At 60.2% G+C, this 22,683-nt stretch carries 23 protein-coding genes and 2 pseudogenes; 18 read left to right on the forward strand and 7 right to left on the reverse strand.

The window, feature by feature from the left end; all coding sequences use genetic code 11:
• Positions 1-29 precede the first annotated feature (29 nt).
• The 8 genes from WN982_RS21335 (at position 30) to WN982_RS21370 (ending at position 7,303) form a co-directional block, all read left to right on the forward strand.
• Positions 30-797, forward strand: a complete 768-nt coding sequence (locus WN982_RS21335) for a 5-oxoprolinase subunit PxpA (protein ID WP_341317690.1) — start codon at positions 30-32, stop codon at positions 795-797.
• A 145-nt stretch (positions 798-942) separates the two neighbouring features.
• Positions 943-1,701, forward strand: coding sequence for an SDR family oxidoreductase (locus tag WN982_RS21340; RefSeq protein WP_341317691.1), 759 nt, complete (start codon positions 943-945; stop codon positions 1,699-1,701).
• A gap of 173 nt (positions 1,702-1,874) precedes the next feature.
• Positions 1,875-2,885, forward strand: a complete 1,011-nt coding sequence (locus tag WN982_RS21345; RefSeq protein ID WP_341317692.1) for a D-glycerate dehydrogenase — start codon at positions 1,875-1,877, stop codon at positions 2,883-2,885.
• Positions 2,886-3,221: 336 nt separating this feature from the next.
• Positions 3,222-3,923, forward strand: a complete 702-nt coding sequence (locus WN982_RS21350; protein ID WP_341317693.1) for an amino acid ABC transporter permease — start codon at positions 3,222-3,224, stop codon at positions 3,921-3,923.
• Between the two features lies 1 nt (position 3,924).
• The gene (locus WN982_RS21355) at positions 3,925-4,674 is read left to right on the forward strand and encodes an amino acid ABC transporter permease (protein WP_341317694.1); all 750 of its coding nucleotides are present in this window, start codon (positions 3,925-3,927) and stop codon (positions 4,672-4,674) included.
• Positions 4,675-4,701: 27 nt separating this feature from the next.
• Positions 4,702-5,430: an amino acid ABC transporter ATP-binding protein gene (locus tag WN982_RS21360; RefSeq protein WP_341317695.1), complete on the forward strand. Its 729-nt coding sequence runs from the start codon at positions 4,702-4,704 to the stop codon at positions 5,428-5,430.
• Between the two features lie 86 nt (positions 5,431-5,516).
• Positions 5,517-6,365: a transporter substrate-binding domain-containing protein gene (locus WN982_RS21365; protein WP_341317696.1), complete on the forward strand. Its 849-nt coding sequence runs from the start codon at positions 5,517-5,519 to the stop codon at positions 6,363-6,365.
• Positions 6,366-6,547: 182 nt separating this feature from the next.
• Positions 6,548-7,303, forward strand: a complete 756-nt coding sequence (locus WN982_RS21370; RefSeq protein ID WP_341319587.1) for a glucose 1-dehydrogenase — start codon at positions 6,548-6,550, stop codon at positions 7,301-7,303.
• 292 nt (positions 7,304-7,595) lie between these two features.
• On the opposite strand, the gene WN982_RS21375 is transcribed toward WN982_RS21370, so the two are convergent.
• Positions 7,596-8,567 (reverse strand): AraC family transcriptional regulator, encoded by a 972-nt coding sequence (locus tag WN982_RS21375; protein WP_341317697.1) that lies wholly within the window; start codon positions 8,565-8,567, stop codon positions 7,596-7,598.
• Positions 8,568-8,661: 94 nt separating this feature from the next.
• On the opposite strand from WN982_RS21375, the gene WN982_RS21380 reads away from it, so the two are divergent.
• On the forward strand, positions 8,662-9,495 hold the full coding sequence (locus tag WN982_RS21380) for an oxidoreductase (protein ID WP_341317698.1): 834 nt from the start codon (positions 8,662-8,664) through the stop codon (positions 9,493-9,495).
• Between the two features lie 143 nt (positions 9,496-9,638).
• On the opposite strand, the pseudogene WN982_RS21385 reads toward WN982_RS21380, so the two are convergent.
• Together WN982_RS21385 and WN982_RS21390 are read right to left on the reverse strand one after the other, a co-directional pair.
• Positions 9,639-10,601, reverse strand: a pseudogene (locus tag WN982_RS21385) (S-adenosylmethionine:tRNA ribosyltransferase-isomerase); the annotation flags it as partial.
• Positions 10,602-10,603: 2 nt separating this feature from the next.
• Positions 10,604-11,332 (reverse strand): SDR family oxidoreductase, encoded by a 729-nt coding sequence (locus WN982_RS21390; RefSeq protein ID WP_341317699.1) that lies wholly within the window; start codon positions 11,330-11,332, stop codon positions 10,604-10,606.
• A 118-nt stretch (positions 11,333-11,450) separates the two neighbouring features.
• On the opposite strand from WN982_RS21390, the gene WN982_RS21395 reads away from it, so the two are divergent.
• The 6 genes and pseudogenes from WN982_RS21395 (at position 11,451) to WN982_RS21420 (ending at position 17,784) form a co-directional block, all read left to right on the forward strand.
• Positions 11,451-12,047, forward strand: a complete 597-nt coding sequence (locus WN982_RS21395) for a helix-turn-helix domain-containing protein (protein WP_341317700.1) — start codon at positions 11,451-11,453, stop codon at positions 12,045-12,047.
• Positions 12,048-12,853: 806 nt separating this feature from the next.
• Positions 12,854-13,873 (forward strand): methyltransferase, encoded by a 1,020-nt coding sequence (locus WN982_RS21400; RefSeq protein WP_341317701.1) that lies wholly within the window; start codon positions 12,854-12,856, stop codon positions 13,871-13,873.
• 247 nt (positions 13,874-14,120) lie between these two features.
• Positions 14,121-15,122, forward strand: a complete 1,002-nt coding sequence (locus WN982_RS21405) for a DnaJ C-terminal domain-containing protein (RefSeq protein WP_341317702.1) — start codon at positions 14,121-14,123, stop codon at positions 15,120-15,122.
• A gap of 432 nt (positions 15,123-15,554) precedes the next feature.
• Positions 15,555-15,870, forward strand: a pseudogene (locus tag WN982_RS21410) (hypothetical protein); the annotation flags it as partial.
• A 567-nt stretch (positions 15,871-16,437) separates the two neighbouring features.
• Positions 16,438-17,454, forward strand: coding sequence for a DnaJ C-terminal domain-containing protein (locus WN982_RS21415; protein ID WP_341317703.1), 1,017 nt, complete (start codon positions 16,438-16,440; stop codon positions 17,452-17,454).
• Positions 17,455-17,460: 6 nt separating this feature from the next.
• The gene (locus WN982_RS21420) at positions 17,461-17,784 is read left to right on the forward strand and encodes a chaperone modulator CbpM (protein ID WP_341317704.1); all 324 of its coding nucleotides are present in this window, start codon (positions 17,461-17,463) and stop codon (positions 17,782-17,784) included.
• A 40-nt stretch (positions 17,785-17,824) separates the two neighbouring features.
• Here the strand turns inward: WN982_RS21420 and WN982_RS21425 are convergent, their stop codons facing one another.
• Positions 17,825-18,262 carry a hypothetical protein gene (locus tag WN982_RS21425; RefSeq protein WP_341317705.1) on the reverse strand — a complete coding sequence of 146 codons (438 nt, stop codon included), beginning with the start codon at positions 18,260-18,262 and terminating at the stop codon, positions 17,825-17,827.
• A 491-nt stretch (positions 18,263-18,753) separates the two neighbouring features.
• Between WN982_RS21425 and WN982_RS21430 the strand changes: the two genes are divergently transcribed.
• A complete protein-coding gene (locus tag WN982_RS21430) occupies positions 18,754-18,909 on the forward strand; it encodes a hypothetical protein (protein WP_188131184.1) in 156 nt (51 codons plus the stop codon).
• Positions 18,910-19,044: 135 nt separating this feature from the next.
• Here the strand turns inward: WN982_RS21430 and WN982_RS21435 are convergent, their stop codons facing one another.
• From WN982_RS21435 to WN982_RS21445, 3 genes are all read right to left on the reverse strand, one after another.
• Positions 19,045-19,440, reverse strand: coding sequence for an Hsp20/alpha crystallin family protein (locus WN982_RS21435; protein ID WP_341317706.1), 396 nt, complete (start codon positions 19,438-19,440; stop codon positions 19,045-19,047).
• A 12-nt stretch (positions 19,441-19,452) separates the two neighbouring features.
• Positions 19,453-19,908, reverse strand: coding sequence for an Hsp20/alpha crystallin family protein (locus tag WN982_RS21440; RefSeq protein ID WP_341317707.1), 456 nt, complete (start codon positions 19,906-19,908; stop codon positions 19,453-19,455).
• 891 nt (positions 19,909-20,799) lie between these two features.
• On the reverse strand, positions 20,800-21,057 hold the full coding sequence (locus WN982_RS21445; RefSeq protein WP_341317708.1) for a hypothetical protein: 258 nt from the start codon (positions 21,055-21,057) through the stop codon (positions 20,800-20,802).
• A 658-nt stretch (positions 21,058-21,715) separates the two neighbouring features.
• Here WN982_RS21445 and WN982_RS21450 point away from each other — a divergent pair.
• Both WN982_RS21450 and WN982_RS21455 read left to right on the forward strand, forming a co-directional pair.
• Positions 21,716-21,946 (forward strand): hypothetical protein, encoded by a 231-nt coding sequence (locus tag WN982_RS21450; protein ID WP_341317709.1) that lies wholly within the window; start codon positions 21,716-21,718, stop codon positions 21,944-21,946.
• Between the two features lie 364 nt (positions 21,947-22,310).
• Positions 22,311-22,517, forward strand: a complete 207-nt coding sequence (locus tag WN982_RS21455; RefSeq protein WP_341317710.1) for a hypothetical protein — start codon at positions 22,311-22,313, stop codon at positions 22,515-22,517.
• Positions 22,518-22,683: the final 166 nt, after the last annotated feature.

A 22,683-nucleotide genomic window follows, 5' to 3' on the forward strand; every position in this document is an offset into this window, starting at 1 on the left:
ACAGCAGATCAAAGAACGGAGTGTGGATTGTGGAAATCGACCTGAACGCGGACCTAGGCGAAGGTTTTGGGCCGTACCGTATGGGCGAGGACGAAGCGATGCTCGAGATCGTGTCGTCCGCCAATGTGGCGTGCGGCTATCACGCGGGCGACCCCGTCATTATGGACAAGACGGTGCGGATGGCGTTGGCGCGCAAGATCGACGTCGGCGCGCACGTCGGTTTTCCCGACTTGATGGGTTTCGGTCGGCGGCAGATTCAGGCCGATCCGCTGGAATTGGCGAATTACGTGGTGTATCAGATGGGCGCGCTCGCCGGCATCGCGAAGGCGGCGGGACATCGCGTCACGCACATGAGCTTCCACGGTGCGCTCGGCAACATGGCAGCTGCGTCGTATGAGCTGGCGGAGCCGCTGGTGCGGGCGGTGGCCGAATTCGATCGCGATCTGATCATCAGCGTCTCGACGAACACCGAAATTGAACGAGCCGCCGACCACGTCGGGATCCGCACGGCAAACACGTTTCTCGCCGACCGCGCCTACGACGATCAGGGCGCGCTCGTGTCGCGCAAGCTGGATGGCGCCGTCATCAAGGACCGCGCGGCCGTCCTTGCGCGTGTCAAGGAGCTGCTCGAAGAAGGCACGATCACGACGATCGCGGGCAACAAGCTCAGGCTCGCGGTTCAGTCGATCCTGCTGCACGGCGATACGCCCGGCGCTGTCGAACTCGCCCGTACGGTGCGTGGCGTGATCGAATCGGCGGGCGGCCGAGTCGTGCCGGTATCGAAGCTTTTACGCTAGGCGGCGCACAGGCCAGGCATAAGCCAGCCTTATCGCTACAAAATCAATCCGTCTTTGCCGCGCGTCTGCACGGCGTATACATTGAAAGCAGGCTTTTCACTCGCCTCCAAGGGCGACATTTCAGAACTACAGATAGAGGTCATTCATGCCGTTTTCAGACTATAAGACCGCGCTGGTGACGGGCGCTTCGACAGGGATGGGTGCTGCGATCGTCGAGCGCTTCTGCCGTGAAGGACTCGAAGTGCATGCGCTCGCGCGCAACGCCGATCGTCTGAATGAGCTGGCGGAGCGAACCGGCTGCATCCCGCACGCGATCGACGTGTGCGATCTGGCGGCGGTGACGAAGCTGACGCAGGAAGTGCCGTTCGATATCGTCGTGAACAATGCCGGCGTATCGCGCAAAGGCTCGATTCTGGATGCCGGTGTCGAGGACATCGATGTGCAGGTGGAAGTGAACCTGCAAGCCGTTCTTCATCTCGTGCGGCTCACCATGCCGGGCATGGTCGCTCGGGATCGCGGTCACATCGTCAACATCAGCTCGATCGCGGCGATTTACAACTTCAACGGCAACTCCATCTATCACGCGACGAAGGCCGGTATTCACGCGTTGTCGCGCCAGTTGCGCGTCGATGCGACCGGTAAGCGCGTACGCGTGACGGAAATCTGTCCGGGCCGTGTCGCCACCGATATCTTTGGCCATGTGCACGGCGATATCGAAGAGGCCCGCAAGAAATTTATCGACGGCTTCGAGTTGCCGCAGCCGTCAGATATCGCCGATGCCATCGCTTTTGCGATCGCCGCACCGCTGGCGGTCAACATCAGCAATATGGAAATCCTCCCGACTTTGCAAGTGCCGGGCGGACTGACAACGATTAAACGCGAGCCGGCCGATCACGACGAGTAATCGCAAGTTTGTCTTCGAATCTTGCCGCACCGGCAGACCGGCTGCCTGCTTGAGCGGCCCGCACGCGGGCCCGCGCGAGCGGTGATCTGTCCGGCAATCCGGTGCTGCCGATCGCCTTCGATGTCATATCCCCCGCGCGAGAACATCACCCGAACCCAACAAGGAGGTTTTTCATGCGTGCATCGGTACTGGTTACCCGTGCGTCATTTCCGGACATCGTCGATCGCCTGCGCGCGAACTTCGATGTGACCGACAATCCAGAAGACACGATCTGGACACAACCGGAGCTGATTGCCCGGCTGCAAGGGAAGGTGGGGGCCATGACGGCGGGCAGCGACCGGATCGATGCGACCTTGCTCGACGCTTGCCCGCAGCTGAAGGCGGTGTGCAATATCGGCGTCGGCTACAACAACGTCGACGTGGAAGCCTGTACCGCGCGTGGCGTGCTGGTGACGAATACGCCGGACGTTCTCACGGATACCACTGCGGACTTCGGTTTCGCGCTGATGATGGCCACTGCCCGGCGTATCACGGAGTCGGAACACTTTCTGCGCGGCGGTGAATGGACCAAGACGGGGCGCTATGACATGTTCGTCGGCGGTGACGTGCATGGTTCGACGCTTGGCATTCTCGGCATGGGACGTATCGGTCAGGCCATCGCGAGGCGCGGCGCACTCGGCTTCGGTATGCGCGTGATCTATCACAATCGCTCGCAACTGGCACCTGATGTCGAGGCAAGCTGCCGGGCGCGCTATGTCGACAAGGAGACGCTGTTGCGCGAGTCCGATCATCTGATCATCGTGGTGCCGTATTCGGCCAGCTCGCACCATGCAATCGGCACGGCGGAACTCAAGCAGATGAAATCGTCGGCCACGCTGACCAACATCGCGCGCGGCGGCGTAGTGGACGATGCCGCTTTGGCGGTGGCGCTGAACGAAGGCAGCATTGCGGCGGCCGGTCTGGACGTCTTCGAAGGTGAGCCGGTTATCTGTCCGGCGCTTCTTGCCCAGAAGAACGTGGTCCTGACGCCGCACATCGGCAGCGCGTCTGTCAGCACACGACGTGCGATGGCTGCACTTTGTGCAGACAATTTGATTGCCGCGCTCGGCCATGGCCCGTTGGCCGGGCAGCCGCCGACACCCGTGAATCCGCAGGTGCTGACGCACCCGACAGCAGCGGCCTGAGCGAAGACCGGCGCAACCTGCCGCGCCGGCATCGATTCGCAAAAATTTGCGCTCCGATAGAGGAGCGCGCAAACCGATGAGGCGCCCGCAGAGGCGCCGCATACTGGAGACAAACACCATGCCGGACCACGCCTGTTCCGCTGCCGGAAGCCGCCCTGATTCATCATTCCCGAAACTTATTGCACCAGAAGAAAGGCATCTGCAACGGCCTTTTTTTGCGAGCTAGTATCAATTCAACACGGAAGTCAATGACGCCTTCCGAGTGGATAACGGTGTAGCCGCAGGTCGAGTAAGACCGGGATCATCGCTTCGATCCGAATCATTGGGACGTGCAACATGAAACTTCATTTTGACGTGGCGACGGTGCTGCAAGGCGACTATGGGGCGCTGTTTCTCCATGGGATCGAGCTCACGCTCGCGATGGCGGCACTGGCGTGGGGACTCTCGCTGGCTGTGGGCATTCTCCTCACGCTGATCCGCATGACCAACAATCGATTCGCGACGGGCTTTGTCGCGGCGTTCGTTGCCTACCACCGCAACGTGCCGATGCTGGTCCAGATTCTGTTTTGGTACTTCGGCATCTCGAACATCTTGCCGGAACAATTGCAGGCGCTGCTTAACCACTACAACGGCCAGTTCGTTTTTGCGGTCATCGCGATCGGATTGTGCAGCGCGGCCTATCTCTCCGAGGATATTCGAAGCGGACTGCGTGCAATTCCGTATGGCCAGTATGAAGCTTCGCGCGCGCTGGGTTTGAACTTCCTGAATGGCATGCGTTATGTCGTCCTTCCGCAAGCGCTGCGCAACGCGATTCCGCCCATGGTCAATCACGCGGTATTGCTGTTCAAGAATACGAGTCTCGCGATGGCGATCGGGGCGGCAGAGCTGACCTATGTCACGCGGCAAATCGAGAACGAAACCTTCCTGTCTTTCGAGTCGTATTTTGTCGCCACGGTGGTGTATCTCGGCCTCTCCCTCGTCATCATGCTGGGCGGCGCCAGGATCGCGATGCACTACCGCATTCCGGGAGTGAAGTGACATGTTCGACATCCTGCGCGACAACTGGACGCTGCTGCTCATCGGGCAGTATCCGCACGGACCGCTCGGCGGCATCGTTCTGACGATACTGCTGTCGATTTCAGCGCTCGTCATCGCATTTCCCTTGGGTATCCTGGTCGCGCTGGCTCGCATCAGCCCGTTCCCGCTTCTGCGGGCGCCGGCCACGGGTCTCGTCTACATGGTGCGCGGCATCCCGCTCCTGATGGTGATCTTCTGGGTGTACTTTCTCGTGCCCGTCCTGACCGGTTATCCGGTCACCGGGTTTGTCACGATGCTGTGCGCACTGGTCATCTACGACTCCGCCTATCTCGGGGAAATCATCCGCGCGGGCATCGAGGGACTACCGAAAGGGCAGACCGAAGCCTCAAGGGCGCTCGGCATGAGCTACATGAAGACCATGCGAGCGGTCATCCTGCCGCAGGCGCTCTATAACGTTGTGCCGAGCATGGTCACGCAGTTCGTTTCGACGGTCAAGGAGACCTCGCTCGGATACATCATCAACGTTCAGGAGATTTCCTTCGCGGCGGATCAGATCAACAACCGGTTGATGACCAAGCCGTTTCCCGTGTACCTGATTCTGGCGTTGAGCTACTTCGCCCTGTGTTACGCGCTGACACAGCTCGCGCAGTATCTGGAGCGGCGCGTGACGCGCAAGCGGGCCGGCGTAATGGCGAAGACACAGAAGGCAGGCGCCGTCGCGCTGGCCGACGCGCTGCCCATTGAGAACTAGGCGCTCACTCACTTCGAGGTAATTCGCATGATCAAGTTTTCCAGCGTCAACAAATGGTACGGCGAATATCACGCTCTTGTGGACGTGAATGCTGAGGTTCGCAAAGGCGAAGTCGTGGTTGTCTGTGGGCCATCCGGATCGGGTAAGTCGACTTTGATTCGGACCGTTAATCGGCTGGAGGAGATCAATCGTGGACAGATCTTCTTCGACGGTCAAAACATTCACGACAAGAAGCTGGGTCTGAATGCATACCGCAGCCGTGTCGGCTTTGTGTTTCAGCAATTCAATCTGTTTCCGCACCTGTCGGTGCTGGACAACATCACGCTATCGCCGATGCGCGTGAACGGCCTCAAACGCGCGGATGCTGAACAGAAAGCGGCAGATCTGCTGTCGCGCGTCGGTCTATCGAACAAAGCCAGTGCTTATCCTCCGCAATTGTCCGGTGGTCAGCAGCAGCGCGTTGCGATTGCGAGAGCACTGGCGATGGATCCGCCGGCGATGCTGTTCGATGAACCCACCAGCGCGCTCGACCCGGAGATGGTCGGCGAAGTGCTGAACGTGATGAAGAGTCTCGCGCAGGAAGGTATGACGATGATGTGCGTTACGCATGAGATGGGGTTCGCACGCGAAGTCGCTGACCGCGTCTGGTTTATGGATGCAGGGAAGATTCTCGAGACGGCCGAACCGGAGGAATTCTTTTTGCGCCCGAAACATGCACGCGCCCAAAGATTCCTGTCCGATCTTCGCACGCATTGAGGCAACCGGTAACGCCCCGGCGATTCAGATTGAACACCTTTGATCAGCAGTCGATTGCTTTACACATAAACTTCAGGAGCATCACCATGCAGGTAAAGAAGATTTTCGCGGGGATGTTGGTCGTTGGCGGTGCTATTGCATCGATTGCCCCGGCTCACGCTGATCAGTTGGCCGATATCAAGAGCCGCGGCGAGTTGACCTGCGGCGTGTATTCGAATGTCGAGCCGTTCTCGTATCCCAATGCGCAGACGCGTCAGCTCGAGGGCATGGATGTGGACCTGTGCAACGCCGTGGCGAAACAGCTCGGCGTGAAGGCGAAGCTCGAACCGTTGGCCGTCGAAGCGCGCATTCCTCAACTGAAGTTGGGGCGTGTCGACATCGTGGTTGCAAACCTTGCCTACACAAAAACGCGCGCCACGCAGATTGCCTTTAGCGATTCGTACTACTCGACCAAGGAAGTGCTTGTCGTGAAGAAGGCTGACGCGAACAAGAAGCTGACTGATTTCGCGGGGCAGAAGATCAGTGCCGCTGACGGCTCGACGTCCGCGCAGTCGATCCCGATTTCGATCAAAGATGGCCAGGCGGTGACCTTTCACGATACCAGTTCAGCGTTTCTCGCACTGGAGCAGAACAAGGTCAAAGGCTTCGTCACCAATCAGATGACCGCGACGAAGATCGCGAAACAGGTCGACGGCACGGACGGCGCAGTGGCGATTGCTTCGGAGCCGATGTTGATCGAGCCGATCGCAGTGGGCTTGCGCCAGAACGAACCGGCCATGCTAAGCGCGGTCAACAAGGCCTTGGCGGCGATGGAGCAGGGCGGCGAGATGAGCAATATTTTCAACAAGTGGCTCGGACCAAAAACGCCGTATGGCCTGACCCGTACCGACAAGGTCACGCCGATCGACCAGCTCAAGTTCACGCCGGTGTCCTGAAGCGGATAGCGTGTGCTGTACCGGTGCGCGGCTGTCTGCGCACCGATATCTGATTTCTGCTTCGCAGGACGGCGAGTGCGGTGTGAGAGAGATCATGCAAGGGCTCAGCGCGCCTGACGGTGTAGGATCGAAGTCGGACGAATTAGCGTCGAAGAGGAGTTGAGTTGAACAGTAATCTGAAGATGTTCGATCTGTCGGGGCGTCGTGCTCTGGTCACCGGGTCGAGTACCGGTATCGGCTACGCGCTCGCAAAAGGATTGGCCGGTGCCGGCGCTGAAGTCATTCTGAACGGTCGTAGCGAGGCCCGGCTGGCAGAGGCTGTTAGCCGCTTGCGCGATGAGGGGGCGACCGTCCACGCCGCAAGTTTCGATGTGACGTCGGCCAATGAGGTCGAAACTGCAATCGCGCAGATCGAGCGCGAAATCGGTGCAATCGACATTCTCGTCAACAACGCCGGCATGCAGCGTCGTGCGCCGCTCGAACAGTTTTCCCACGGTCAATGGGAAGAGTTGATGAAGACCAACGTCGACAGTGTGTTTCTTGTCGGCCAGGCGGTCGCGCGGCACATGATCGCTCGCAAGCGTGGGAAGATCGTCAACATCTGTTCCGTGCAAAGCGAACTGGGTCGTCCCAACATTGCCGCATATACCGCAAGCAAAGGCGCGGTGAAGATGCTGACGAAGGGGATGGCGATCGACTGGGGGCAATACGGAATCCAGGTCAATGGCCTCGGACCGGGCTATTTCAAAACCGAGCTGACCGAGGCGCTCGTCAAGGATGAGACCTTCAGCAACTGGCTGATCGGACGCACGCCATCGCGGCGTTGGGGCGACGTGGAGGATCTCGTCGGCGCCGCAGTGTTCCTGGCGAGCAACGCTTCGAACTTTGTGAACGGCCACATTCTGTATGTGGATGGGGGCGTGACCGCCACGCTGTAGGTTGACTCGCTTTGGCAAGGGCGAAGTCGCAACCGCCAACGGTCTGACTGGTATTGCAGCCCGGTTCGTCAGCGGTCGGTCTCGAAAGGTGCCCGCCAGGGTAAAGGGTAGCCTGTCATGTTCTCGGCCAGGAAGAGTCCTCCATGACGACAATGTGGGCGCCTGCTTCTCACCGTCTAGCGGACGTTCGTGGATGTCCAATAACGGATCAACTCCAGCGCTCGTTTGTCACTCATGCGGTCGCACCTTTGCGATGCAGTCATCGCTACGATCAAATCGAACCGCGCCAAACTCAGTGCGACGAGACGTACGCTGTATCAGCGAATGCTGCCGGGATCGCGAAGCTCTCTCGCATACGCTTCGTCTCCGCGGCCGGCGTCAGGCCAAACAGACGCTTGAATTCCCTGCTGAACTGAGACGGGCTCGTGTAACCCACAGCGTGTCCTGCCGCCTCCGCGGTCAGGTCCTTGCGCACCATCAACAGGCGAGCCTGATGCAGACGCGTCGACTTCACGTACTGCATCGGCGACACCTGCGTGATTGCCTTGAAGTGGCTGTGGAAACTCGGAATGCTCATACCCGCTTCGTCGGCCAGTTGCGTTACGTCGAGAGGCTGCGCATAGCTTGCATGGATCAGGCGGAGTGATCGACCTATCCGGCCGAACTGTCCCCGCATCGCCAAAGCCTCGCGCATCGAGCTCCCCTGGGCTCCGGTGAGCACCCGGAAATACAGTTCACGCAGCAGTCCGGCGCCCAACACGGCAGCTTCGAGTGGCCGATGCATCGCCTCGAGGAAGCGCAACACGGACCCCTGCATCGCGTCATCCATCGGCGTCGACATCATGCTCTGAGGCGGTTGCACGCGCTCCGTTACGCCTTCGCGGTCGATCTGCTCCGCCAGTTCGGCTGCCAATGTGAAATCGAGGTGCAGATACAGCGCGAGCAGCGGGCGCTCCTGGGCCGCGTCGGTCTCCATGCTGAACGGTATAGGCACGGACACGGCCAAGTAGTGACGCTCATCGTACAGATAGAGCTGGTCGCCGAAGTAACCCCGCTTGCGGCCCTGACAGACGATCACGATGCCGGGGTCGTACAGAACGGGCGTGCGCGACAGCGCCCGATTCGAACGTAGGATGCGGACGCTCGGCAGTGCCGTCAGGTTGTAGCCCTCGTCGGGCGCCAACTCGCGCAGCAGGGCAACCATGCGTTTCTGGCTTCGGGAAGACAGATCCGGATACTGGGTCAAGGCGCGCTTAGTGCTCATAGTTTTATGCAAGAAAATCAGCGTAACTTGGCTTACTTTGCCTCGTTCCTCGGACTAGTATGCACTCTCCAATCAACATCCGGGAGAAGCTTCAGTGGCATCCAGCAAAACTCTGCTCATCACTGGCGTCAGCAGCGGCTTTGGTCGTGCGCTCGCACAAGAAGCGCTAGCGGTGGGTCACAAAGTCGTAGGTACAGTGAGAAGTGCGCAGGCAAAGCGCGATTTCGAGTCTCTGTCCACGAATGCTGCTTTGGGACGTGCGCTCGACGTGACCGACTTCGACGAGGTCGACGGCGTCGTGGCAGAAATCGAGGCTAACGTGGGGCCCATCGATGTGCTGGTCAACAATGCCGGCTACGGCCACGAGGGCATCATGGAAGAATCGCCGTTGTCGGAAATGCGCCGACAGTTCGATGTGAATGTATTTGGCGCGGTCGCCATGATGAAGGCCGTCCTGCCTTTCATGCGTAAGCGCCGCCGCGGCCACATTCTGAATATCACGTCGATGGGCGGCTACATCACCATGCCGGGAATCGCTTATTACTGCGGGAGCAAATTTGCACTGGAGGGCATCTCCGAGGCGCTTGGCAAAGAGGTCAAGCCTTTCGGTATTGCCGTGACAGCCGTGGCGCCGGGCTCGTTTCGCACTGATTGGGCGGGCCGCTCGATGACGCGGACGCCCCGCTCGATTCCGGATTACGACCATATCTTCGACCCCATCCGCAAAGCCCGTGAGGAAAAAAGCGGCAAGCAATTGGGAGATCCCAGGAAAGCAGCACGCGCAATGCTGGCCGCCATTGCTACGGATCACCCGCCCGCGCATCTTTTGCTCGGTAGCGACGCGCTCGGGCTCGTGCGAGACAAATTGTCGACATTGAACGTTGAAATCGGTGCGTGGGAGGCTACTACTGTCTCGACGGACGGCTGAAGACCGCTGAGACGGAAAATCTGTCGAAAACCGTATCCGGCCGGGCTCACTTTCGTATGCTGCATGTCGTCCTTGCGCCGTTCGATCCACACCGAATCACCGAATTCATGCGTCCGATAATGGCGGGCTTCGAGCGCGGTTGTCACGCGGGCAAGCGTCGCGCAGTCTGCGAACGCGCGTAGCAGCTCGTAGTGACTCGAACCGGGTTCATGCGCGCCGGACACAATAACGTCGACTATACGCAAGCGCGTGTCCGGTCCGATCCGTTGCGTAGCTATCCCGTCGCCGGCATGGACGATGCCATCCACGCTGGCCGCATGCTCGAGCGCGCGCACGACCGTTGTGCCGATCGCCACGACGCGTCCCTGCCGTGCGCGTGTCGCATCGATCAACGCGGCAGTCGCGGCCGGAATCCGATAGGGTTCGTCGAACGGTAAGCGGCGATCGAGCCCAGCATCGCCTGTCGATGAAAGGCCGGCTGCATGCGTCAATGTCGCGAACGGAATGCGGCGCGCGCGCAGGCTTGCGACGGTGCGCCAGTCAAGCACGAAGCCGGCCGACGGCGGCTCAAACGCCACGGGCTGCGTGGCGATCGGCGTCCATACGTCCCACAACGCGAGCGCGCTGTCCAGATGCGCATACTGGACCGGCCTGCCATGCAGCGCGAACGCGTGCCAGATGTGCAGGGCGCTGCCGTCGAAGCGCAGTTCGACGAAGCGCGGATGAGCGAGAATCCGGACGACGGTTGCCGTCAGCGGGCCGAGCGTCAGCCGGTCGCCGGGCAATAGAGTGGGCGGGGCGGCGCGCGCTTCGGTCGGCGTATGGAAGTCACCGGCGCCGAACATGATCGCGCTGAAGCGCGCGACCTCGTCCGGGGCGAGCGAAGGCCGTCCTGCCAGCCGCACTTCGATCGTTTCGCCCGTCCGGTCGTGAGTGCCGTGCAGACTTGCAGGCAGCGTCGCGGCATCGTTCGCGATCACGCAATCGTCCGCACGAAGAAATGTGGCGAGTGCGCGTCGCGCGCGATGTTCGATGTGTCCGGAACGATCGACGACAAGCAGTCGCGCATCGTCAGGGCGTTGAATCGGCAGCGTGGCCGCGCGCATCGTCACGATCTCCCATGCGTGGCGGAATTGCGCAACTCATGCAATGCCGACGCAATCGCGTCGGCGAACTCGTGTGCCGCGTCGGCGGGGTGCTTCAATGTCGCGGGGTCGTCACCGGGCGCGGCGAGCGCATGCAATGGCGTATCCATGTCACCCGGGTCGAGGGACAGCATCCGAATCCGCTGCGGGGCAAGCTCGACGCTCCAGATGCGGGACATCTGGCGCAGCGCCGCCTTGCTTGCGCCGTAGGCGCCCCATGTTGGGTACGGCTCGACGGCAGCATCGCTCGATACGTTCAGCACGACGGCGCCACCGTGCTCTCGCGCGGCCGCCGCGAGCGAACCCAGCAATGCCTTGGTCAGCCGGAACGGGCCGAGCACATTTGTCGCCAGTGCGGCTTCGAAGTCTTCGCAGTTGGTGTCCGCGAAAAGCGCGAGCGGCACGGGCCCGAGCGACGACGCATTGTTCACCAGCACATCGACGCCGCCCAGCACGCCATTGATCTGCAACGCGAGCGGATAGATGTCGCCTTTCATCGCTATGTCGCCGACGATGCCGGCGACTTTCGTGCGTGTGGCAGCCACGGAGGCGACCCGTTGCGCGCGACGGGCAACAAAGGCCACCGTCGCGCCGCGGGCGAGCAACTCGTCCATTAACACGAGGCCGAGTCCCGACGTGCCGCCCGTGAGGGCAACGCGAATGCCGTCAAGGTTTCTGTCCGAATCGGTCATGCAGGTTCTCCAATCGCGGGCGGGACGCGCGTCAGCGGCGCCTTCCCGATGGCCTGATAATAAAAATGACCCGTCGCCTGTCCCAGTGCGATGTCCAATTTCTTGTCAGAAAGTCGATATGATGGACGAGACCGCTCGTGAAACTGCCGATGAAATCGCTCACGCGGCCCAGCACATGGCCCGCAACCTGGTGGCGCTGCGGCACGCCCGCGCGTTGACACAGGAAGGGCTGGCGAAGGCGTCGGGCGTGCCGCGCTCGACGCTCGCCAATCTGGAATCGGGTGAAGGCAATCCGTCGCTGAAGGTGCTGATGAAGGTGGCCGGTGCGCTCGGTGCGCCGCTTGACGAACTGCTTGCGTCGCCGCGCGCGAAGGTACGCAAGTGGTCAGCGGAGGACATTTCCGCGCAGAATCGCGGCAGCGGCTTGACGATCCGGCCGCTGGTTCCAGAGCCGGTGCGCGACAGCATTCTCGATACGATGGCATTCGCGCCCGGCGCCTATTTGCGCGGCACCCCCCATTTGCCGGGCACACGCGAGTACTTCACGTGTCTCGAAGGGCGGGTCGCCGTGTTTGTTGCGGGCGAGCGGCACGGACTCATTGCCGGTGACGTGCTGGCATTTCCCGGGCACGTGCCGCATTCGTATCGCAACGAGGATGCGCAGCGCAAGGCGCTGGGCGTATCGATCGTGATACTGGCGAAAGCGGGCATCTAACCAACATCATGCGGCCTTCGAATTGGCGCTTGCGGTGTCGCGCGTGCAGCATGCGAAGCGGAAGGCGTGGAAGCGTATCTCAGGGACGGCGCGGTTGCATGCCCGCGTTTCCTTTTTGGGTCGGGACGTCGATGGTTCGTGGGGAGGTGCGTGCGTATCTAACGGCTTTGCCGGTCGTCGCTTCGTGCGCGCCATGGGGCAGAAATCGGCCAGAAGCGGCCTTTCGATACCTCGACTCAGATTCGCGACAATCTCGAGGTTTCTGCGTTAGTCGATGATATTCTGCGGATGCCACGTTTCGTTGTCGTCGTAACGGTATAGCTCACTTCTTCGTCTGAAAAAGTGAATCTACTCGCGACAAGGTGTTGCACTTCACTTTTGATCGCGGCTTAGCTATCAGATCACGACTGCGGTGCTAGACCAGCGGCGATCAGATTCAGAATTTGTGCCATGTCCGCCGGTATCATGGGGCAAGGAGGTCTCGGCAGACGCGATGACGCATCCAACCTGCCGCGTTGCCGAAGCAAAAGCTTTTTTGCTGCATGCGAAAAATGCAGCTTCGGAGTGGGCGTTCAAGACAATTGGAAACGTTGTGGTTGTGCGATCGTCGAAAGGCGCAGTCGGGGCAGAAGCGGAACTTCGCTAACGGTTGATACCTGGCAGCTTGCGAAGTTGGGACAAGGTACGTCTTGGTGTTCGCAGTAATCCAGTGCATGTGTCATGCATCAGGGTCCGGTCAGTCAACACGAATCCGAGGGGCCGGAACTCTGATTTTGAGTGCAAGCAATCAACCGCGGAGGTTTGCCATGACCGACGATGGAACTGATGGCGATCGGGAAGCGCTGGATCTTCTCATCCGAGGATTCCAGGTCTCGCGGATGCTCCGGTTGGTGGCTGATCTCGGTCTCGCGGACAAGATTCCAAAAGACGGCAGCCGCAATGTAGGCGACCTGGCCACAGCCTGTGCAGTGCTTGCTTCACCACTGCTTCGAGTGCTACGCGCGCTGGCTGCTTTCGGCGTCTTTCGCATCGGCGCGGACGGAAGCGTTTCCCACTCTCCGCGCTCCGTGCTCCTGAGGACCGATCAACCGAACAGTCTTCACCATGGAGCCAGGTTCTGGACTGCGCCCGGCTCGTGGAAGGCTTGGGGCGTTCTGGATGCTGCGCTTGCTGGCGACACTCCGCATCAGGCCGCCTGGAACATGAGCCGCTTCCAGTACCTTCGTGAACACACCGACGAGGCTCGGAATTTTGATGCCTTCATGGCGAACTTCCCCGACCATCGGCACCAGGCGCTTGCCGCCAGCTATGACTTTTCCGGGGCGAAGCTAATCATCGACATCGGTGGTGGCAACGGAGAGGCGCTGCGTCGCATACTCGCCCGGTTCCCGGCGCCGCGCGGATTGGTTTTTGACCGCGATGACGTCGTAGCGGCGATAGCGCCAGAAGCGCGATCGAGCGGAAGAATCGATGTCCAAGGCGGGAGCTTCCTTGATCTCGTCCCTGAAGGCGCGGACATCTACCTCCTGGTCCGCGTTCTGCACGACTGGTCCGACGACGATTGCATTCGAATCCTGCGCAACTGCCGTGCCGCAATGACCCCTAGCGCACGCTTGCTGATCGTTGAGCAGATCCTCGAGCCCGACCCGGCGCTCGGACGGCCGTCGAGTTATCTGGTCGACACACAGATGATGGCCATGTTCGGTACCGCGCGGGAGCGTACAGAAGCCGAATTCGGCGAACTGCTCCAAACCTCAGGCTTGGGGCTTGAGCGCGTAATTGAAACCGCATCGCCGGTGTGGGTCATGGAGGTTATCCCGATGTGAGCGTGCGGCGCCCTCGCGCTGTCCGCTTCGGAGAAAACCGGAAGACCGCTCCGGGTCGTTCAGAGCCACTTGTCCGTAGCTTCGCTGGCGTGATTGCCGGACTGCATTCGAAATTTGTCGCGCGCTCCCAGGCTTATCGGGCGTCAGCAGCGGACGGGCGCCAGCGACCTCCCTTCATCGACACCTGACAGTCCTTTCGCTGTGTCTTGATAGACTTGCGCTTACGTAAAAAAACGGGGGAAAACGCGTGAGCCTCGACGAATACTACAAGCGGCTAAGTCTGCCGGGCACTGCGTCGCCGGCAGACGTCAAGCGCGCGTACCGACGGCTAAGAGCAAAGTACCACCCGGATCGCAACAAGGGGCGCGAATCGGCAGTCGAGCCGGTGTTCAAGCGCATTCAGGAAGCGTTTGAGATTCTGACCGGCGAGCGTGAGCTGCCCGTGTCCAGCCCGGCGGCGGCATCGACTGAGCGGCGCGGCAAGCCAGCACACTCGCGCGAACACCGTAGCCCGCCTCCGATGCGCGGCGCGAACTGCCTGATCGAACTTTTCGTGCCGCTCGAAGCCGCGATCCACGGCGGCGAGGTCGAAGCGAGCTATCCGGTGAAGGGACCATGTCACCAATGTCAAGAAAGGGTTTCCCAGTGCGCGAGCTGCTACGGCAGCGGTCTGTCGGTCTCGGGCATGGACTGCATCGCCTGTGGGGGAACCGGTCGCCCGCCAGCGAGTGAGCAGTGTCAAACGTGTCTCGGTACGGGTATCAGAACCTGTCGGAAGTCCGAGACAGTGAAGGTTCCAGCGGGTGTGTGGGATGGCCAGCGTCTTGTCGTCGAAGGTGGTGGCCATCCCGGGTCGAATGGTGGTCCGCCGGGCGACGCGATCTTCTCGGTCGCGATTGTATGCAGCGCGGCCTTTCGTCGCGACGGCCTGAATCTCGCAAGCGAGATTCAGGTTGATTTCGTGACAGCCACGCTCGGCGGTAACTTCGAAGCGCAGATCCTGTGCCGTGCGTACCAGATGGCGATTCCGCCGAACGCGCAGCAGGGCAGCACGATCCGTCTACCCGGACATGGACTCACGGACCGCACCGGCTCGCGCGGTGACCTGACGCTGCAATTGGTGCTCGCGATGCCGGCTGCGGCTTCACATCTCACCGACAACGAGCGACAACGGCTGCGCGAGATGTTTGCGGACGCTGGGCGTCGCGCAATGCAGGCAATTCCAGCACGCTCGCAAAACAATTTCTGAATACTTTCCGTTCGTGTTGGGCGACGAAAGGCGGCCATGAAGCGACATTCGCCCGCACCGTAGTTCGGACATTCAGGCGTCGGTTGCGCCCGGGAAGCGGCCATTCAATTCGCGGGGTTGTAGCTCGCTTCATCGGCCGAAGCAGTCGTCAGTCCGTCACCAAGGCAATGGCCGGCAGGGGTTGTTCCGTTGACAACGGATGAGCAGCTCGGGCGAACGGCAGCTTTGACCGTTGGGCAGCGAACGGATCCGTTGCGGCACCTCGGCGTGGATATGCCAACACCTAGCTCGGCGTTCGAATGGAGTCTGCCTGGGCGGCTTCAGTTCCGGCTATTCTTCTCGTACGCCAGACAAAAAAAGCCGGCGCTTAGCCGGCTTCTCCTAACTGCTCTTCAGCAGTCTCGCGACTGACGCTTATCAGACGCGCTGTCCCTCAACGATAAGGTCGCATCTGCCCTCGCTACGGGGTGTGATCGTCTTGTTTCAGCCGACTGCGGGTGTCTGCTTGGGGGGCGACAATGATTGCGTCGGTCGGCCAAGATGTTTGTCGGTAAACCGGACTTCCTGCTTGACGCCGTCCAGCATGCTGAACATCGGGCATGCCGCTGCCCACCGGCGCGCGCATTTGCCGGTCGAGCATCTGGCCACCTTCCTGTGGCGGCGCACGGGCGGCGCGGCCCCTATACGTGGATCATTTTTCGGTCGGCGTAAACACGGTGACGACTTACCGGCCACGCATATGCCATAAGCTGCTCCTGAAGGGCAACGCCGAGCTGACGCGCTACGCCCTCGAGCAAGGACTGTTGCTTTACTCGACCCAGCATGTCCTTGCGGTAGCACCGCGCTGAAGGCACCGAACCGATCCGCAAGTCGGTGAAACTGCGCCAGATCGCATTGATTCGGTACTACGGCGCCGAGCTTCCCGGAGAAGACTATGTTTCGGGCTTCCCGCGCCAGTTAAGCGCGGTCGGTCACGGGCCGCGAGCCCATTGACGGCGGTCCGCCGTGCCGCGCGAAGCTCAGTTGTCGAATGAAATAACCGCGCTTCGAGTGCCGTAGTCCGATCCTCAACCGCCGTTTGAGCTGCCGTCACGTTTAGACGGGTCGTTTGCGCCCGGTACGGGGTCTTTTTCAAGGTGGTGACGACGCATCGAGCAATGCACTCGTGAAATGCGGCAGCGGCGGTTTGGCGAACCTTTTCGGTCGCTAGAACGATGTGCAGCGAATTGTTATAGTAAAAGGACACTGAGGCACCCGGTCGGCGACCCCGCGCGTCCATCGACGTCGGTCCCCCAACTTTTAGTCGGCCTGCGAAATGAAATACAAGGACTATTACGAGATCCTGGGACTGCAGCGAACCGCGACGCAGGACGACGTCAAGCGCGCCTATCGTAAGCTGGCGCGCAAATATCACCCAGACCTCACTAAGCAATCCGACGGGGAGGACCGCTTCAAGGAAGTGGGTGAGGCCTATCAGGTGCTCAAAGACACTGAGAAACGCGCAGCCTACGACCGAATAGGCGGCCAATGGCAGAACGGCCAGGATTTTAGGCCGCCGCCGCACTGGGATGAAGGCTTCGAATTCCGCGGCGCGCGCAACGAGGGGAGCGCGAATCCCGACTTCAGTGACTTCTTCGAAGCGATGTTTGGCGGAGCAGACACCGGTGTGCATTCTCGGCAAAGAAAAATGCATACCACACGATCGGCTCACGACGCGAAAGTGGCCAGGGATCTGGAGGGTGCCTATCGTGGGGCGCACTTCTCAGCTTCTGGGCAGGATCACCACGCCAAAGTGGTAGTCGATCTTGCCGATGCCTATCGTGGGGCGCAACGCTCAATTTCTCTGCAAATGCCGGTCATCGATGCGCAGGGCCATGTCATCCTGCAATCTCGGACGCTGAACGTCTCTATTCCGAAGGGCGTGCGTGCTGGGCAGCACCTGCGGCTTGCCGGGCAGGGTGGTGCAGGATTGGGAGGTGGATCCGCCGGTGATCTATATCTGGAAATTGCCTTTCGGGAGCATCCGCGTTTTCGCGTCGATGGGCGCGATGTCTCGCTCGACGTTCCGGTGGCGCCCTGGGAAGCGGCGCTCGGCGCAAATGTCACGGTCCCGACGCCTGACGGCTCCGTCGAAATGACCGTGCCACAGGGCTCGGCCGGCGGCCGGCGGCTGCGACTCAAGGGCAAGGGGATTCCGGCGAACCCGCCGGGCGACCTGTACGTGGTATTGAACATCGCGCTGCCACCGGCCAACACCGAGAACGCTAAGGCGGCATACGACACGATGCGACAAGCGTTCAACTTCGACCCGCGTGCGAATTTTTACGGGTAATGGATCATGAAAGAATCGGTGACGACCTATTTGGAAGGCCAGATTGTCGAGGAAGACGTCGAGTTCACGTTCGTTGAATTGTGTCGAGCGAGCGGTGCGTCGGAAGAGCAGTTGACCATGTGGATTTCTGAAGGTGCATTCGAACCCCAAGGCCCCCGACCAGAGGAATGGCGGTTTAGTGGCGCGGCGCTACGCCGCGTGCGTACCGCTCACCGGCTAGCGCGCGACCTGGAGATCAATGCTCCCGGGATTGCGCTCGCTCTGGATCTGCTCGACGAAATCGACACGTTGCGGGCGCGGTCTGGGCGCTCGTATGGCCGCACAGCATAGTCTCGACAGACGTCAGCGAGATCGTCCGAGTTGGTAGCGGTCATGGTGTCGCGCGGTGGACGGTGGAAGCAGCTGCTGAGTTCTCGGTTTGGTCCGGAAAACCGTCTGCTAAGGGTAAGCTACCTTTTGCCACCGTCGGCACGCTCACGCCTTCCGTGTTCCAGATAGCACCGCGTTGATTGCATGCATGGTCCTGGGATTGTGCCGGGGCGCGCGACCAGTCCAGCCTCACTCCAGACCCGGTCGCGCGGTGTCTTTCATCATCGTCCGCGTGCAGGTATTGGCTGGGAGCGGTGATAGATTCATGACCCAGATTGTCGCGCACGTGTCGTAGGTCAACCTGTTGATCCATCACGTGTGCTGCGCGCAAAGTTGGCTTCCCCGTCAGTTGCAAATGCTCGGCTGCATTTTCGAATACCCGTTTGATGATCAAATGCCCGCGGCTGCGCATCATCGCTCGGTGCGTACGATCCGCCATGAGTTTCGCCGTTGCCGGAAGCAGCCGCTCCTTCGCCTTTGCCCGTGGTCGCCAGCCACCGGCGCTCCTGATCGTCGAGATCGCGGCGGAATCACCGCCTTTAACCGCTTGCCGCAGATCCGGTCAGCAGCCTCCCATAGGGTAATTAGCATTAGCGCAGCACGAACCTCATCGTTGTAGCGCCGGTGTGGACCAGGCTTTTGCCTTCGGTAGCTGAGATTCACGGCACAACACACGGATCGCGTGCTTGCGGTGATAGCCCGTCAATTTGAGAAACTCGTCCAGAATCTGGCGCTTCCCGTCTCGGTTCGAACGCCGGTAGGCTCCCCAACAGCCTGAATCAATTCTCGCCGGATTTGCGCGGTTCCTGACCGCCATCGACGACGGGTAGCAAATTACATGAGGCAACGACCTTGGCTCGGTAACAAATAATTTGAGTCAATGCGTCACCTACACTGTAAGCATGGTCGCGACCTAGCAAGGAGGCTGCTATGACTCAGTCAATGATTAGCTTTGTGGTCGGCCTGGCGGTCCTGTTGGTCGTCGGGTTCATGCTGGCGCGACGTTACATGCGCGATCACCCTGGAGAGGGGATGGTTCAGTGGCTTGATGCGCATCACATGGGTTGGCTGCACCACAAGCATTGATGGCGCGCTCAGAAATGGAAAGACCCCGCGCATGACGGGGCCGATCCAGAACAATGCGTCAAATTGCCGTTAAAAACGGGGCCTGTCTCCGCGTTTTTCGGGGCGCTGGGAAGGCGCCCCCGGTACTTCTCGTCGCTATGGCGCTACCTGCACCTCGATGCGTCGCGGCTGCGGCTGTTCGGTGCGTGGAATGCATAACGTCAGAACGCCGTCTTTCAAGCTTGCTTCGATCTTCGAGCCATCCAGTTCGCGACTCAATCTAAACGCTCGGCGGTAGCGCGGCTCACCAATTTCGGCGTGAAGCAGTTGCAGACCTTCCGGCACCGCGACGGCAGCCTCTGCTTCAATCAGCAGGTGTTCACCTTCCATCTTGATTTCGAGGCGGTCCTTCGAGGCGCCCGGCAGATCGGCGGTGATGGTAATTCCCGTCTCGTCTTCGACGATGTCTACGGGCGGGATCAACGCCGCGGCCGTGCTCCTGGCCGACACGTTTTGCGGGTCACGCGTGGCGACTTGGGTTTCTTCGCTCATGGCAGTCTCCTTTTACTGGACTTGAATCAGGCGAGGCTTGGATGACTCACGCTTCATCACGGTGACGCGCAGACAACCGTCCGCATATTTTGCCTCGACGCGAGCCGGGTCGGCATCGTCAGGCAGGCTGACGACGCGGCGAAACTTGCCGGAAAACCGTTCGTCCGCATAGACAATTTTGCGCTCGCTGGCGTCCGCAAGGGCGGTCGGCCTTTCGCCGCTCAGGATAAGCAGGCCCTTGTCGATGGACACCTGCAGCGCCTGCGGATCGACGCCTGCTACAAATGCGACCACTTCGATGGCGTCCACCGTACTCCCGATGTTGATTGGGGGAAATGTACCCCGAGCGCCGGCACGGATGCCGGACGCAACGCCAACGTTTCGAACGACAGCGTCCATCTGCTCCTGGAGGAGCCGCTCGAAGTCCGGAAATACGTCGGAAGAAAACCTCGTGAATGAACCCTTCATGGCTGGATCTCCTTTCATCTATCACCTGGCAGGCGAGTGCGGCCCTCGGCAACTTCTCCGAAAGGCCACCAAGGGCAGTCACTCGAACCTCACGTTGGAAAGGGGTGTGGCCGGCCTATATAATTTATAGATGCGCGCGGGCAAAAAAAATACAAGAGATCGGATTGTTGAACGCGCTCGCCACAACGGAGCGGAGGCAGGCATGCGCCTTGCACTCAATTCCAGGATCAGGAACAAATCAGCGTTTCCCTAGCTCGACGGTCGACTGGAGTCTGCCCGTTCCGCTTCGATGCCGACCATTTTTCTCGTATGCCAGACAAAAAAAGCCGGCGCTTGGCCGGCTTCTGCTGACTGCTCTTCAGCAGTCTCGCGACTGACGCTTATCAGACGCGCTGTCCCGTGGTTTGAGGCGCATTGGGCGTTTAAAATTTAGGTTCGGCGCCGTCATTTTGAGCTTCGGCTTGCTTGCGCTTGCCATGCTCAACTTGCTGTGCGCGCCGCTGATTCGATGCCTGGCCTCTTCGCGGTTGTTCTCGGTTTTCTGTTGCTTCGATACGAACTCCTGTGTACTGCAAAGACCGCTGGTCGTCGCGCAACTAATTCGCAATCCTGTAAATTTGACTCTGGAAACGCAACTACGTTCGGCACAGAATTGTAACAGCGGGCCGAGACGGCCGATGACTTGTCTAATGGGGCGGGCTCCTGTGTGGTTCCCGGCTCCCGTGTTGTGTCCGCGAGAGCCGAGGGCTTTTCCAGCGCTTAAGTCAGACCTTAGGTGTCTTCGAAGGCATTCGGGGCTGCTTTGGGGCTGAGTTCGTCTGACATGACTATCTCCTTCACCGATTTCGACGCTTCGGAGGTTGCCGAGGCTCGGAGGGGCACGCTGTGAAGCTACTGCAAGTTGTATTGTTTGCGCAGCCCACTGATGATCTCCTCAGCCGCCGACATGACGATTTCCTTCACATCCGCATCTTGGCTGTCACCATGCAGATAGTTGATGTTCCAGTTGCATCCCTCCGAGTCTTCAGCGTGCTCCTGGATTCCCGTGGGACTCCACCCTGTCGTGTCTGCATTGGCATCGAGTGCTTTTGACACGATCTCAAGCAGCTCCTGCTCAGTTTTAAGCTCACGAGGCACGTCGGTTTCCATCGCCATGTGCGCGGAACGGCCGCGCTCGCTTCAGTCCAGTTTCGTCACACCACTCGATGGCCCATGTATTCGCACAGGAAACGATGTCATCCTCGTCAACGAACGAATCGGTGTCGCCCGAGTCGTGCGTTTCGCTGGTCATCGCCGGTGGGCGCAACGCAAAGTGCATGGCCGTCATTGTGCCGGCCAGTCTGCCGGTCGTTCGCCAATAGCGTCTGGTTTCGTATTGAGGGACCCCGTCAAGCCTCCCGGCGTAGCAGCGCTCGGCGAGCGCATCAAGATCCGGGGCGGCCCGTTTTCCCGTCGCTGGGCCTACTTTGTTGCGGAGACCGGCGGTCAGGCCGCTATCGACGTAATCCTTGGCCCCGCTGAGTAGACGCAAACTCAGGGCGCGTCGTACCTCGCATGAGGGCCTGACACGCTCCGCGTGTCCTGCCTTTCGTCGCGTGCCACGACGCCTCGAAAACCACAATGAAGGCGATCATGGCTGGCATCCTGGAAGGCGTAAAGCTGCACAATTGCGGTCACGCCGTTCCGTTCGGCTTGACGTCCATCCGATCGTCTGCGCGGGTCCTGTAGCGTGCTGCTTGTTGTACCGAGGTACGCGCCGCAGCCGCCAGCGCCTATCCTGCCAGTTGTTTACACCAAGGCCGTCGAGGTGAAGACATACATTCTTGCGCCGTGTGTCGACGGGATACCGACCGTGCCGGTATCCCTGGACGGTGCAGATCTGCTGGCCGAACCGAACGGCGTGGCCGTTGACCGGCCATGGTTGGATCACATTCAGCGTTGGAACTGGGAGAACGAGTTGATGGCGCTGCTGTCGGCCTGTGTCGCTCGCCCCGTACATCGCCGGCTTTTTGATTTCCGGGACGCAGAATGCTTTTGATTGGAAATCGGTGATCGGGCGTCGCACCGTGACTACAGGCCGCGGCTGCGAGAAAGGAAGCGTACGAAACAAGGATCGGTGAATGACAATCGCTGCTTTTATTTCTCTGGTTACCTAAGATATACCACTGAAAAGGATGATATGACGTACGCAATGTGAGGGATCCTGATCGGGATGGTGCTAATGTCCGGCGCGTCGCTGCAGCGGTATAGGCACAGCCTCCAGCGGAAGCGGAAGATTCAGTGGTTGGATGAACACCATGTATTGGACAGGCTACTCAAGCAATTGGGATTGTCGCTCCAGAAATGACACTCGCTGGGCAGATTGGCAGGTCACAAAGACTACTTTTTGGAGGAGTTGCGAGATGACCATGAATTACGCAGGCAGGTCGCACGATGAAACCGTGGCAGCGCGGCACAGGCAGAAGCAAAAGGCACAGGAACAGGCAGGCGGCGAAATGGCGATAGAAGGGACGGAGGCGGACGCGGAGCATAGTTGCGGCGAACTCTCCGAGCGGGGCAAGCAGGTATGGCGAAGTGGAAGCGGGATTAACGACGGGGGGAAGGAGTGATATGGCCTTGTCGATCCGGAGCGATGCGGGCGGAGTAATGCATTTCGCGCCACATCGCTCATGAATCGGGACGCTGGCAGCGAGCGGCCCCGATCAGTAACCACAGACCCCATGTGCCTTCGCGCCGGTCTTGACGTGTGTCGGCGTGGCCCTGCCACGTCGCGCC

Origin of the sequence: Paraburkholderia sp. IMGN_8, assembly GCF_038050405.1 — a bacterium.
Classification (GTDB): Bacteria; Pseudomonadota; Gammaproteobacteria; order Burkholderiales; family Burkholderiaceae; genus Paraburkholderia.

What these genes read in the sequence shown, in the direction of transcription:
- WN982_RS21455 (WP_341317710.1), top strand. Translation starts at nt 22,311, where the DNA reads ATGACCATGAATTACGCAGGCAGGTCGCACGATGAAACCGTGGCAGCG.
- WN982_RS21445 (WP_341317708.1), bottom strand. Translation starts at nt 21,057, where the DNA reads ATGGAAACCGACGTGCCTCGTGAGCTTAAAACTGAGCAGGAGCTGCTT.
- WN982_RS21355 (WP_341317694.1), top strand. Translation starts at nt 3,925, where the DNA reads ATGTTCGACATCCTGCGCGACAACTGGACGCTGCTGCTCATCGGGCAG.
- WN982_RS21375 (WP_341317697.1), bottom strand. Translation starts at nt 8,567, where the DNA reads ATGAGCACTAAGCGCGCCTTGACCCAGTATCCGGATCTGTCTTCCCGA.
- WN982_RS21420 (WP_341317704.1), top strand. Translation starts at nt 17,461, where the DNA reads ATGAAAGAATCGGTGACGACCTATTTGGAAGGCCAGATTGTCGAGGAA.
- WN982_RS21425 (WP_341317705.1), bottom strand. Translation starts at nt 18,262, where the DNA reads ATGGCGGATCGTACGCACCGAGCGATGATGCGCAGCCGCGGGCATTTG.
- WN982_RS21370 (WP_341319587.1), top strand. Translation starts at nt 6,548, where the DNA reads ATGTTCGATCTGTCGGGGCGTCGTGCTCTGGTCACCGGGTCGAGTACC.
- WN982_RS21390 (WP_341317699.1), bottom strand. Translation starts at nt 11,332, where the DNA reads ATGACCGATTCGGACAGAAACCTTGACGGCATTCGCGTTGCCCTCACG.
- WN982_RS21430 (WP_188131184.1), top strand. Translation starts at nt 18,754, where the DNA reads ATGACTCAGTCAATGATTAGCTTTGTGGTCGGCCTGGCGGTCCTGTTG.
- WN982_RS21340 (WP_341317691.1), top strand. Translation starts at nt 943, where the DNA reads ATGCCGTTTTCAGACTATAAGACCGCGCTGGTGACGGGCGCTTCGACA.
- WN982_RS21440 (WP_341317707.1), bottom strand. Translation starts at nt 19,908, where the DNA reads ATGAAGGGTTCATTCACGAGGTTTTCTTCCGACGTATTTCCGGACTTC.
- WN982_RS21435 (WP_341317706.1), bottom strand. Translation starts at nt 19,440, where the DNA reads ATGAGCGAAGAAACCCAAGTCGCCACGCGTGACCCGCAAAACGTGTCG.
- WN982_RS21415 (WP_341317703.1), top strand. Translation starts at nt 16,438, where the DNA reads ATGAAATACAAGGACTATTACGAGATCCTGGGACTGCAGCGAACCGCG.
- WN982_RS21350 (WP_341317693.1), top strand. Translation starts at nt 3,222, where the DNA reads ATGAAACTTCATTTTGACGTGGCGACGGTGCTGCAAGGCGACTATGGG.
- WN982_RS21400 (WP_341317701.1), top strand. Translation starts at nt 12,854, where the DNA reads ATGACCGACGATGGAACTGATGGCGATCGGGAAGCGCTGGATCTTCTC.
- WN982_RS21395 (WP_341317700.1), top strand. Translation starts at nt 11,451, where the DNA reads ATGATGGACGAGACCGCTCGTGAAACTGCCGATGAAATCGCTCACGCG.
- WN982_RS21345 (WP_341317692.1), top strand. Translation starts at nt 1,875, where the DNA reads ATGCGTGCATCGGTACTGGTTACCCGTGCGTCATTTCCGGACATCGTC.
- WN982_RS21365 (WP_341317696.1), top strand. Translation starts at nt 5,517, where the DNA reads ATGCAGGTAAAGAAGATTTTCGCGGGGATGTTGGTCGTTGGCGGTGCT.
- WN982_RS21360 (WP_341317695.1), top strand. Translation starts at nt 4,702, where the DNA reads ATGATCAAGTTTTCCAGCGTCAACAAATGGTACGGCGAATATCACGCT.